The sequence below is a fragment of the Dyadobacter sp. genome (genome assembly GCF_039919315.1).
Lineage (GTDB): Bacteria > Bacteroidota > Bacteroidia > Cytophagales > Spirosomataceae > Dyadobacter.
This window is the reverse complement of sequence record NZ_JBDSFX010000010.1, coordinates 48,385-60,478: the sequence shown is the minus strand read 5'-3', so window position 1 is coordinate 60,478 and position 12,094 is coordinate 48,385. Positions and strand designations below refer to the sequence as shown.

General features: G+C 47.4%; 10 protein-coding genes. 6 read left to right on the top strand and 4 right to left on the bottom strand.

Annotated features, from left to right (window positions below):
* Positions 1-99 precede the first annotated feature (99 nt).
* Positions 100-1,383 (bottom strand): Gfo/Idh/MocA family oxidoreductase, encoded by a 1,284-nt coding sequence (locus ABIO93_RS02895; protein WP_348064239.1) that lies wholly within the window; start codon positions 1,381-1,383, stop codon positions 100-102.
* 103 nt (positions 1,384-1,486) lie between these two features.
* Positions 1,487-1,765: a DUF1905 domain-containing protein gene (locus ABIO93_RS02890; RefSeq protein WP_348064237.1), complete on the bottom strand. Its 279-nt coding sequence runs from the start codon at positions 1,763-1,765 to the stop codon at positions 1,487-1,489.
* A gap of 154 nt (positions 1,766-1,919) precedes the next feature.
* Between ABIO93_RS02890 and ABIO93_RS02885 the strand changes: the two genes are divergently transcribed.
* Positions 1,920-2,699, top strand: coding sequence for a sialate O-acetylesterase (locus ABIO93_RS02885; RefSeq protein ID WP_348064235.1), 780 nt, complete (start codon positions 1,920-1,922; stop codon positions 2,697-2,699).
* A gap of 15 nt (positions 2,700-2,714) precedes the next feature.
* Here ABIO93_RS02885 and ABIO93_RS02880 read toward each other — a convergent pair whose 3' ends face one another.
* Positions 2,715-3,482 (bottom strand): NUDIX domain-containing protein, encoded by a 768-nt coding sequence (locus tag ABIO93_RS02880; protein WP_348064233.1) that lies wholly within the window; start codon positions 3,480-3,482, stop codon positions 2,715-2,717.
* A 138-nt stretch (positions 3,483-3,620) separates the two neighbouring features.
* Between ABIO93_RS02880 and ABIO93_RS02875 the strand changes: the two genes are divergently transcribed.
* The 3 genes from ABIO93_RS02875 (at position 3,621) to ABIO93_RS02865 (ending at position 8,651) form a co-directional block, all read left to right on the top strand.
* Positions 3,621-6,350 (top strand): PQQ-dependent sugar dehydrogenase, encoded by a 2,730-nt coding sequence (locus ABIO93_RS02875; protein WP_348064231.1) that lies wholly within the window; start codon positions 3,621-3,623, stop codon positions 6,348-6,350.
* 27 nt (positions 6,351-6,377) lie between these two features.
* Positions 6,378-7,403 carry a TIM barrel protein gene (locus tag ABIO93_RS02870; RefSeq protein WP_348064229.1) on the top strand — a complete coding sequence of 342 codons (1,026 nt, stop codon included), beginning with the start codon at positions 6,378-6,380 and terminating at the stop codon, positions 7,401-7,403.
* A 399-nt stretch (positions 7,404-7,802) separates the two neighbouring features.
* Positions 7,803-8,651 carry a CHRD domain-containing protein gene (locus tag ABIO93_RS02865; RefSeq protein WP_348064227.1) on the top strand — a complete coding sequence of 283 codons (849 nt, stop codon included), beginning with the start codon at positions 7,803-7,805 and terminating at the stop codon, positions 8,649-8,651.
* 60 nt (positions 8,652-8,711) lie between these two features.
* On the opposite strand, the gene ABIO93_RS02860 is transcribed toward ABIO93_RS02865, so the two are convergent.
* Positions 8,712-10,043: a vanadium-dependent haloperoxidase gene (locus ABIO93_RS02860; protein ID WP_348064225.1), complete on the bottom strand. Its 1,332-nt coding sequence runs from the start codon at positions 10,041-10,043 to the stop codon at positions 8,712-8,714.
* 324 nt (positions 10,044-10,367) lie between these two features.
* Between ABIO93_RS02860 and ABIO93_RS02855 the strand changes: the two genes are divergently transcribed.
* Positions 10,368-10,976, top strand: coding sequence for a sigma-70 family RNA polymerase sigma factor (locus tag ABIO93_RS02855; protein ID WP_348064223.1), 609 nt, complete (start codon positions 10,368-10,370; stop codon positions 10,974-10,976).
* Between the two features lie 85 nt (positions 10,977-11,061).
* Entirely contained in the window at positions 11,062-12,087 is a 1,026-nt protein-coding gene (locus tag ABIO93_RS02850; RefSeq protein ID WP_348064221.1) for a FecR domain-containing protein, read from the top strand.
* Positions 12,088-12,094 lie beyond the last annotated feature (7 nt).

Genomic DNA, 12,094 nt, shown 5'->3' with positions numbered 1-12,094 from the left:
ATGTATTTTTTCAAAAGTAAAGGATATTTTACAGTAAATGAATATTACAAAAAATCCATTCACCCCCTGCAAAAATCACCTTACTGCTACATACTGACGCTAAACCAGGCGCCACTTCTTACGCGGCTTTCGGGAAAGCAGTTTGTTGGCCTCTTTATCGCCGACAAACTTTTCCTTATCCGCATTCCAGGTCAATTCTCTTTTCAATCGATAGGAGATCAGGCCCAAATGCATGGGGATCGTGAGCTCGCGGGCATAGGCCAGGTTGGACTCTGGCTGCGTCCTGGCCTTTACGGCGTCCACAAAATTCTGCTGGTGGCCGGGTGATCTCGGATTGGTGACGGGTATGGAAGCGATATCCGTCATTTTTTCTCCGTTAATGGTGATTTCCCGCGTGTTGTAATCGCAGATCAATGTTCCTTTATCCCCTTCAAAAAATGCGCCGATCCCACGGTCAGCCGCTCCCGTCACATTCGGCGGAATGGTAGTCCAGAATATTTTTAATCCGTCAAATTCATAGTCCACGTCAAGGGTTTTGGGGGCGGTCGCAATGCCGGTGTAAGCCTCGCCGCGTGCGCTGATTTTTTTCAAACCTTTGGGCTGAATGGATGAATAAACGACGTCTGCAATATGGCACCAGAAGTCAGCGAATTCTCCACCCGAATAATCCAGGAAATACCGGTAAGTGAAATGGCACTTTTCGGGAATGTAGTCCGTATAGGGAGCGGGACCGAGCCACATATCCCAGTTCAGCGTTTTAGGAATGGCCTGCACAGTGGGAGAGCCCAGTTCCTTGGTGGTAGATTGTTTCCAAAGCCGAACGGTATGGACATGACCAATCGCTCCCGATTTAATGATCTCCACGACCCGGTGAAAATTATCGCCCGCATGGATCTGGTTGCCCATCTGGAAGATCCGGTCATGCTTATTCATTTGTTTGAGCATCATTTGGCCTTCCTTCATACAATAGGAAAGCGGCTTTTCGCCGTATACATCCTTGCCTGCCTGAAACGCCAGCGTCGCGATCTGCGCGTGCCAGTGATCGGGCGTGGCGACAGTGATCGCATCAATGTCTTTTCGGTCCAGGATATGACGGAAATCAGCGTACGTATCCACCTTGCTACCGGGCTTCATGCCTTCCAGTTTCTGACGCGTTTCACCCAGATGCAGCTCATCTACATCACAGAGCGCGACAATATCTACTTCTGGCAAGTTGGCAAACCATTTCATGTGATTGTTCCCCATTCCTCCCAACCCAATGTGCGCGATCCTGAGCCTGTCGCTGGCCGCAGCTTTACCATACAATGATGGCAAAATAGTAAAACCAAGTGCGCCGAGCCCGGCCATTTTTACAAAATCTCTGCGGTTGGTGTGAACGCTCATTAGATGATTGGGTTAGGATTAGGTGACAGGCTGCTATTTATTGATTTAAAGCAGCCTTAGCAGCAAAATTACTACCGAAATAACCTCCTATGCACGAAAAGACTTACTTGTCAATACGTTCTTCCAGGTGTACTTCCACGCGGTCACCCTCTTTTTTGTTCAGAATTTTGCACATTTCTGACTTGACCGGAAGCTTATGCGTACCATCGCCCAGTGCCATAAAGGAACTGCGAAAAGCATGGCCGTCAATGCTACCTGCCACCTTCACCAGGCCACGGGTTTTGAAAAATGTGACTGATTCCGGCCATCTGACATAAGTCCAGCCGCCTTTGCTGGGGCTTTTCAGTAGTTCGGCTTCAAATGTTTTGTTGATCGTGCTCATGGTATCATTAGGTTTAAAATTGAACCTTTTCCAAGTATATTGTCGGTAATGTGATAACATTGTAAAATTAGCAGGTAATGTAGCCATTTACAGGGTGTTATTGCGACAAAATGAAGGCTGATCACGACGGGTATTTACATTTAGCAAAATAAAAATGAAGCTGTTAAAAGGATTGATTTTTCTGATGATTATTACGCAAGCCGCATTCGCCCAGCCGGACATTCCCAAAAGGAAGTTTCATTTATACCTCCTGGCCGGGCAGTCCAATATGGCGGGGCGCGGTAAGGTGGAAGAGCAGGACAAAACGACGCACCCAAGAATCTGGATGCTCACGAAGGACAATACCTGGGAGCTGGCTACCGAGCCATTGCATTTTGATAAACCACCCGTGATCGGCGTAGGGCCCGGTTTTGCTTTTGCAAAAGCAATGGCGGATGCAGATACCAATGTCGTGATCGGACTTATTCCCAGCGCGGTAGGCGGCTCGCCCATTGAAGTGTGGGAACCGGGGAAATACTACGAACCTACCAAAAGCCATCCGTATGATGATGCGATGAAAAGGGCCCGAATTGCATTGCAGAAAGGTGAATTGAAAGGCATACTCTGGCAACAAGGCGAATCGGATAGCGACTCATTGCATGCTGGATTGTATGCCGACAAGCTACAATCGCTCGTTGCGAGGTTTCGAAATGAGCTGAAAATTAAGTCCTTACCTTTTGTGGCCGGTACCATGGCTGAGTTTTATGTCAATGGGCATCCTTGTGCCAAAATAGTAAATGAGGCAATCATGAAACTGCCTGAGCAAGTTAAAAATACATCCTTCGTGAGTGGCGCGGGACTAACGGAAAAAGGCGACCAGACTCATTTTGACAGTGTTTCTGCGAGGGAATTGGGTCGCCGGTACGCGGAGGTCTTTAAAAAGCTTTATAATTAATAGCGTTTGAAGCTGTTACATCGAAAACGACACCCCATTTTCCATCGCAGCTTCATACTTCTGCCTGTCGAACCGGTATAGAAATGGTGATTTGTTGGCCACGCCCACGCGTTTTTCTTCCAGTTTTTCGAGGATATCATAACTCATGAGCAGCTTCTGGAAATTGCGGCGATCGAACTGCTTGTCCAGGATGGTCTCGTACAACCTTTGAAGTTCAGGCATGGTGAACTTTTCAGGCAGCAAATTATAGCCCAGCGGCTGGGTTCTGATCCGCTGCCGCAATGCTGTCAATGCGCGTTCGATCATTTCATTATGGTCGAACAGGAGCGGAGGAATTTCGGAAATTCCCCACCAGCGGCATTCGTCGGTATACCAGTCGGGCGTGGCCTGTACCTGATCAAATTCTACTAGGGCAAAGTAGCCGATCGAAACGATCCGTTTGTAGACCAACTCCGCGAAAAAGCTACTTCCGAATGTTGCTTCCAGCTTGTGTAACAACTGTTCCTCCGTGAAATACTTGTTCCGGTTAGTATCACCGAAAGTGTGAAACTGATGCAGGGAAATTTCGCTCAATCCAGTCCTTTCCAGTAAGATACGGGTCGCCGCATGGTCCGCGGACTCGTCTTTATAAATTCTTCCGCCAGGCAGGCTCCACCCATCCGTGGCCTTCCAGCGCAGCAGTAGCATTTTCAGCTCGCCGGCATGAAATCCGAATATCACACAGTCGATTGACAGCTCCTGCAAAGTCTTTTCCAGGATGGTTTTTAAATGATGCTCTACCATATAGATCTAACTCAAAAAATTCAATGCGTAAATTTTACACAATGATTTTTTTGTTTTATCATTGTACCAGATTTTTAATTAATAAATTTCAATTTTTTATTGAAATACTTCTTTTGTGAACAGTTGCACATCATCTTAATGAAAAAACTTTTTACAATGATCCCGATCCTGCTGCTATCCACAAGTGTACTGGCGCAGGCACCGGAAGAAAACCGTTTTCAAAAAGTGGTCTTGACCGAAAACCTGAACGAGCCGCTTGAAATGGCAATCCTGCCCGACGAGCGTGTGCTGTTCATTGAGCGGCACGGCGCGGTCAAACTGTACAACCCGCTGCTTAAAAAGACTTCGGTAATCGCTACTATACCGGTCAGTACCAAATATAGTGACAACTCGGAGGCAGAGGACGGGCTGCTGGGCGTGAACATCGACCCGGACTTTGCCAAGAACCATTGGGTGTATTTTTATTACTCGCCTGCTGGCAGCATACCTGAAAACATACTGGCGCGCTTCGAAATGAAAGGCAATGTCCTTGATTTGGCCTCAAAAAAAGTGATTCTGAAAATCCCGGTTCAACGCGATAATTGCTGCCATACCGGCGGTTCCATCGATTGGGACGCGCAGGGAAACTTATACCTGTCGACCGGGGATAATACCAGTCCACGCGCCTCCGATGGCTACGCACCCATAGACGAGCGCCCGGGAAAGAGCCCGTTCGATGCGCAAAAGTCATCTTCGAATACCGCCGATCTTCGAGGGAAAATTATTCGCATTCATCCGGAAGCCGACGGGTCGTATACCATTCCAGACGGCAATCTTTTTCCAAGAAACACCTCAGCGGATTCCAAAACCCGCCCCGAAATCTATACCATGGGCCACCGGAATCCATACCGTATTTCGGTGGATTCCAAAAATGGAAATCTGTACTGGGGCGACGTAGGGCCTGACGCGGGTAAGGATTCTATTGGTCTGGGGCCTGCTGCTGAGGACGAATTCGGTCAGGCGCGGAAGGCTGGAAACTACGGCTGGCCTTACTTTGTGGGCGATAATAAAGCTTTTTGGGATTATGATTTTGAGACCAAAAAATCGGGAGAGAAATTCAATGCGGACAAACCGGTTAATAATTCTCCCAACAATACCGGGCTCACTGAGTTGCCGCCAGCGCAAAAAGCATTCATCTGGTATCCTGCCGCCGAAACCAAGCGGTTTCCATTGCTGGGGTCGGGCGGTAGAAGTGCCATGGCTGGGCCGGTGTTTTATAATGATAATTTCAAAAATGCAAAGCGTCCTTTTCCGGATTATTACGATAAAAAATTGCTGATCTACGAATGGATGCGCGACTGGATCATGGCTGTAACACTCAGCCCGAAAGGTGATTATGTGAAAATGGAGCGTTTTCTTCCTAATCTGAAACTGGAACATCCGATCGACATGGCTTTTGGGCCCAATGGTGACCTTTACATACTGGAATATGGTCAGGGCTGGTTTATGGGAAACCCCGAATCCAAGCTGGTCAGGATCGAATACAATGGCGGCAACCGGAAGCCATTTGTAGCTGCTTCGACCGACAAGCATGCGGGCGCGATACCCTTTACGGTTCAGCTATCCTCGGCAGGTACCAGAGATTTTGACAATGATTCGTTACACTATCAATGGAAAATCACTTCCCAGGCGGGTACTGCGCCAGTTATTCTGACCGAACCCAATCCTTCATTTACGTTTAAGAAAAAGGGTATTTATAAGATTTTGCTGACGGTTAGCGATGCGAAAGGTTTGAAAGATTCGAAATCTTTAACGGTTCAGGCAGGTAATGATCCTCCCCGGGTATCGCTGGAACTCACGGGCGGCAACAAAACATTCTTCTTTCCCGGAAAGCCTATTCAGTACAAAGTGAATGTGAGCGACCAGGAAGACGGAAGTCTGGACAATAAACGCATTGCGGCTTCCAAAGTGAAGATAATAGCAGCCTACCAGGACGCGGAAGACAAACCGAAAAATGACTTGGGACATCAGGAAGCACCCGTCACATTCACAGCCGGAAAAACACTGATCGAGAAAAGTGATTGCAAAGCCTGCCATTTCCAGGACAAGAAATCCATTGGCCCGGCATTCATCGATGTTGCCGCAAAATACAAGGCTGACAATGGGGCAGTGGCCACTTTGTCGGATAAAATTATCAAAGGCGGAGCGGGCGTTTGGGGCGAAACTGCAATGGCGGCGCATCCTTCGATAGGCTTGCCGGAAGCGGGGCAAATGGTGAAGTACATATTGAGTCTGGCCAATGAAAAAACGGCTGCAGAGCTTCTGCCGCCTTCGGGAGAGGTGCTGGCGAAGATACCGGAAGGTGGTGATCCGAATAAAGGCATTTATAAATTTTTGGCCAGCTACAAAGACAATGGAGCCAATGGTATGCCCGCGCAGACGACCGAAAAAACGCTGATCCTGAAAAACCCTACATTGTTGTTTGGCAATGCCGACGATGCCTCGAAGAATATCATGCGTTTCAAATTGGGTGAAAATAACCTGCTGATTGTCACCACTCCGAATACGTCGGCCACTTTCAAGAACATTGACCTGACCGATATTACCGAACTGGATCTGGTCGTAGCTGCGCCGAAGGACCAGTTGAATGCGCAAGGTGGAATAGTAGAAATACACAAAGGTATGGTAGACGGCGAGCTGTTGGGTAAAACGGCTTTCATTGAACCCAGCAGTGATCCCAATGCATTCAATTCCAGTAAGCCGCCGGCACCTTACAAAGTTCTGATTTCCCCGCAAACCGGCGCTCAAGACCTGTATTTTGTATTTAAAAATGATACTGCAAAAGGAGCACTTTTCGTGCCATTTTCAGTCACTTTCGTCACAAAATGATTTCCCCAATTTCAAAATAACTACCTTATGAATACGAACCGTCGTCAATTTATCAACCAACTTGGGCTGGCTACTGCCGGGCTCGGCCTGGCGTCCATCGACTCACTGATGGCAAAGGATACCGCTGCCAAGTTCACATTTGACATTTCACTGGCTGAATTTTCCTTCGCTTCCGAGCTATACGGCGGCAAAATGACCAATATGGATTTCCCTGGGCGGGCCAAAAATGATTATGACATCAGCATTCTGGAATATGTATCGGGTTTTTTCAACAATAAACATACCGACCAGACTTATCTGAAAGAACTGAAAAAGCGATGCGACGATCTGGGGATGAAAAATCACCTGATCATGGTGGATGGTGAAAACCTGACGGCTCTCGACGCCGCTGCGAGGCAGAAAGCGGCGGAGAGTCACTATCCGTGGGTGGATGCCGCGAAGTTTTTGGGCTGTACTGCGATCCGTGTGAACCTGGGTGATGCGATGGCGATGCTATCGGGAAAGAAAGAAGAAGGTACGCCCGAACAACTGGCGACGGCGGCTGTGGATGGTTATGGAAGGTTATTGGAATATGCTGGTAAGGCCGGATTGAATGTCATTGTTGAGAACCATTTTGGCGTCTCCACCGACCCGGACTGGCTGGTGGGAGTTATGAAACAGCTTCCTGCGAAAAACAAAGGCCTGCTTCCTGATTTTGGCAATTTCTGCGCGGAAAGAAGCAAACCTGCCACAATGGATCTAAAAGGAATAATGGCGACAACCTGCGTCAAAGAGCATGACCGGTACGAAGGAGTGAAGAAAATGATGCCTTATGCCCGTGGTATCAGTGCAAAAACCCACCGGTTCGACGACAAAGGCAATGACCCGGAAACGGATTTTATCAAGGTCTTTAATATTATCAAGGCCTCGGGCTGGACGGGTGGCATTGTTGGCATTGAATACGAAGGCGGGTTGATGCGGGATATGGGCGGGGATATGACCAAGCCGACCAATGATGAAGGTATCCGCCAGACCAAGGCACTGCTGGAAAAGGTGCTCGAAGAATTGGGGTAAATGTTTGGCAAGTCACAAGTGGTGCCACCCTGGGTTGAAACCCCGGGTTAGTATACCGGACATAGCTATGATCCTAGATATGTCATAACCCAGGGTTTTAACCCTGGGTGTGGTGTGGTGTGGTGTGGTGTGGTGTGGTGTGGTGTGGTGTGGTGTGGTGTGGTGTGGTGTGGTGTGGTGTAGGCCAGTAGGTCTGACAGGGACTAGCTCCGGCCGGATGCGCCTGCCACCTGCCTATCGTGTCTCTTACCGGCACGAGTACAATTTCTGGGCTTCTGACTGTATTAATATTTGGTCAAAAAATTTAATAAATATTTGATTTGCAAATATGGACATCGTTTCAGCATAAGTCTTAACTTTATGAGAATCAAATCATTTCTCACAACTAAACTAAGGCGAATGATGAAAAAAAATCTATTCAGCGTATTGACGGCCTTGTTATTAATGGCTTTTTTTTCGGCTTGTGACGACCATCAGTTACCACAAGATGTTATTGAGCAAAAAGGACTGCTTTTAAGTGGTGCCCAGGAGTTTCCTGCCAAGGAAACGGCGGCTTATGGATGGGCGGATGTATCTTACAATAAGACGACCAAAATCCTCAGCTACAAAGTTAGCTGGTACAATCTCTCTGGTATTCCACAGGGCGGGCACATTCACGGAACTGCTTTGCGCGGTGCAAATGCGGGTATCAAGCATGACTTTTTTGCATCAATTCCAAAAACAACAACGGGTACTTATTCAGGCAGTGTGCTGGTGGACGAGGTAGCCATTAAGGAAACAGATCTTTTGAATGGTCTTTACTACTTCAATTTCCATACCCCAATGAACCCCGGCGGGGAGATCAGAGGGCAAATTGAATTTTATAACCAGAGCCATATTATCAGCAGAAAAGGCTTGCCTATCACCGGTGCTCAGGAGGTGCCTGCTAAAAATACCGCTGCGATGGGTACTGCGGATGTTTCTTACAACAAAAACACCAAAGTACTGAGCTACTACATCACCTGGAAAGATCTGACTAGCATGCCAACGGGTGCACATATCCATGGAACCGCTGCACCGGGTATTAATGCGCCTATTAAGCATGACTTTTTCGCCATATTCCCATCGAAACTCGCCGGGTCATTTTCGAATTCGGTTGTAGTGGGAACGACAATCAATGAAGCTGATTTGCTGAATGGCTTATATTATTTCAACATTCACAACATCATTTACCCCGCCGGAGAAATTCGCGGGCAGATTCAGTTCTAGGGAAATTAATTTCGGAAGAGGTAGTCCGTTCAGGGCTACCTCTTTCCTATTGTTGCCAGCTTATGACTGCTTGAATTTCAATTTCTCGTCAATGTTCCGGGCGATCTTTTTGCCTTGCTCCTGGCCTGCATCGCAGGTTTTGCGGTAATGAATGCCGCCATACACCCGCGAGTTACCAGCCTCAATAGCAGCTTCTTCGAATGATTTATAAGAGCGCGGCTTGAAACCTACCAAATTGTAGGAATTGTCTGTGAACGCAAAGTTTGGTCCAAATAAAAGTGTAAGCGTTTGCGCAGCAGCGGCGGAAACGATCGCATGGCCCGATGGGTATTCGGGATGCGGCGGCGTGACAATGAGCGTGTTCCATTCCGGCTTGTTCATCACCGTGCGAATGTAGGTGATCGGTCTCAGCCCATTGTAACGGTACTTGCCTTTAAAAATACTGACTGCGGATTCTGAACAGGCAATGCCCAGTTTTGCGTAAGCCACGGCTGCAAGTTCAAGATCGACTTTTTTATTGATCAGAATTTGGTTCAAAATCGATAGCCAATGCGCTCCGCCGAAACTTTTCCCATCGGGATCGTCAGCCCAAAAGAACGCAATGGCCTTTTGTTCAGGAGTTAAGCTTTGCGAAATGTCATAAACTTCTTTCACTTGCGCATAGTATTCCGAATTGGGATCGGTGGAATAGGGGACAGGTACAGCCAGATCAGCATCGCTATCGCTACCAATCAAAATCATGCGGTTTTTACCCCAGTTAGGCAGTGCGGCGGCCATGAGCGACGGCGGTGTTGGCAGCCATGCGCCGGCCCTTTGCGGAATGTCAAAAGGCGTTTTGTTGTCGCTACCATCTGTTTTGGACCACTCAAATACGGCGGAAGCAATGCTTTTTCCAAACTCTGCCGAGCGAGTTAATGCATCCGCCGGACTGTCTTTTTGGAAAATGACCACATTAGCAGCTTCCAGTGAATCTATTGATGCCTTATTGGCCGGGGAAGTCATGGGGAAAAATGCGCGCGTAATCGTTGCCATTGCGGCATTGGCCGATGCAGGCCAGTAGTAACTGACGCCGGGTTTGACAGCGGGCAAGTTGGTCAGGCCATTCAGCTGCGGGGCAATGGACTGGTAACCAACCAGACCCGGTGCGACGGATTCATACAGCGCCACACCGGTGTAGCCGCAGCGCCTCACGGTCACAGGCGGAGGAGCGGGCGTTGTTTTCGTAATTTTAAGTTGCAGTGTCAACCAGGACGTGACCACATCGCCGGACAAGCCCGCAGCCGGTTTCTGGGTGGTAATGGAACGGTGATTAATGGCTAACGCAATAATCGGGCAGGCAATAAGCCAGATCGAAATCCGGATGGTGCGGTGGATTTGTTGAGAATGCTTCATCGGGGAGTGTAATGTTGGTGTGATTTTAAATCAAGTTAAAATAATTATCAACGCAGACCTATCTCGCGTCGGTGATTTTTGAAGAAACTTAGTTATCGTAAAGTATTGATATACAATTATGTGTATAGTTGTGATCAGCGCGCAACGATTATTATTTTCCTGTTTGGTTAGAGCAATGTTTTGTGTTGAACCAATTAAAAGTTGTACATTTAGCAGTATCCCATTATATCCTGCCAGCGGGCCGGAAGGTGGCTAACGGACGGGGATTTTGGGAAATATCGACCACATACACTATTCAATAAAGGCCATTCAATGGCTTAGGCAATGACTATAAATCATCAGGAAATCGATGAAATCACCGTCTGGGATGATTTCAGAAAGGGGGATAAAAATGCTTACGAATTCATTTACCGCAAGTTTGCCCCTCTGCTATACAACTACGGTTTCAAGATAACAGCCAACCGCGAGCTAACCCAGGACTGCATTCAGGAGCTTTTTATTGCGCTACTGGTCAGCAGGACCAAAATCAGCCAAACTGATTCTATCAAATTCTATCTATACAAATGTCTGCGAAGGTTATTGATGCGGGCTATGAAAACTGATAGCCGTTATGTAAATAGGCCGGAAGGATTTGAAGATCAGTTTAATGTCGTGTTCTCCTACGAATATGAACTGATCGAAGAACAGCTTTCAACTGAACGCCTGGCCCACTTGCATAAGGCACTCGACAATCTGCCTCCCCGCCAAAAGGAAGTAATCTTTCTGCGCTTTTACGAGAACCTTAGTTTTGAAGAAATCTCCGCTGTGATGGGGATTGAACAGGCTTCCGTTTACAAAGTCATTTACAAAGCCATTCATAATCTCCAAGGTAAATTATTGCTGGAATACGCTGTGGTCCTGGTGGAACTGCACTCGCTTTGCAGGTTAATGTAACTATTTTGAAAAATAATTTCATTTTGTAGGGATAAACAGAGAGGGCAGGTTCATTTGGTTGATACATAACCAAACCGAACGCTTCATGAGTAAGCATTTGCCAGACTACTCTACTTTCTCCGTTACCGATTTTGTACTGGACCATCATTTTGTGCAATGGGTCCAGAACCCTTCGGCGCACGACATTTTCTTTTGGGAAGACTGGCTCCGTCAGCATCCCGATAAACAGAAAATCCTGGCCGATGCCCGATTATTGGTCAATCATGTCCGTTTTGAAAAAGACTACAATTCGCAGGAAAATATTGACGAGACGTGGGAGGTACTGTCAGCGAAATTCGATGAGCAAAAACCAGTTGTACCCAATGTATTTTTCAATGCAAGATTTTTCATGCGGTTCGCGGCGACGGTTGCAGCAGTGGGAATTACCGCAGGATTTGTCTGGTACCAGGTTACTGGCTCTCCGGCTTCTTATTTATACAAAACAGGTAATGGAGAAGTCGCAACTTTCAAACTATCAGATAGTTCCGAGGTAACATTGAATGCTAACAGCCAGTTGAAAGTGACGATGCGGCAGGGTTGGAATGCCAGCCGCGAAGCCTCGCTCGAAGGCGAAGCTTTTTTTATAATCAAGAAACAAAAGTCGCATACCAGCTTCACCGTACACACTTCCAATGTCGATGTGAATGTACTGGGAACGGAATTCAATGTGTCCGACAGGCGTGACCTCAGTACGGTGGTGCTACAATCCGGCCAGATTAAGATCAGCAATACGATTGGACGCGTGCATGAAATGCTGATGAAGCCGGGCGACCTGGCGGCATTTGCGGACACTAGTAGCAGCTTTCGCATCAGGCTGGTGAACCCGGAAAATTACAACTCCTGGATCCATAAAAAATTGGTTTTCGATCACACTTCCATTTCCGATGTGGCGCATATGCTGGAAGACAATTATGGCTTTTCCGTGGTAATTTCGAAACCTGCGCTTGCCAAACGGACATTTTCCGCCACGCTTCCTTCCAACAGTCTGCCCATTTTGCTGAAAGCCCTGGAAGAATCCTTCAACCTCAACATCACGCAACTGGATAAGAAACTGACCATCACAGACAAATAATAACGAC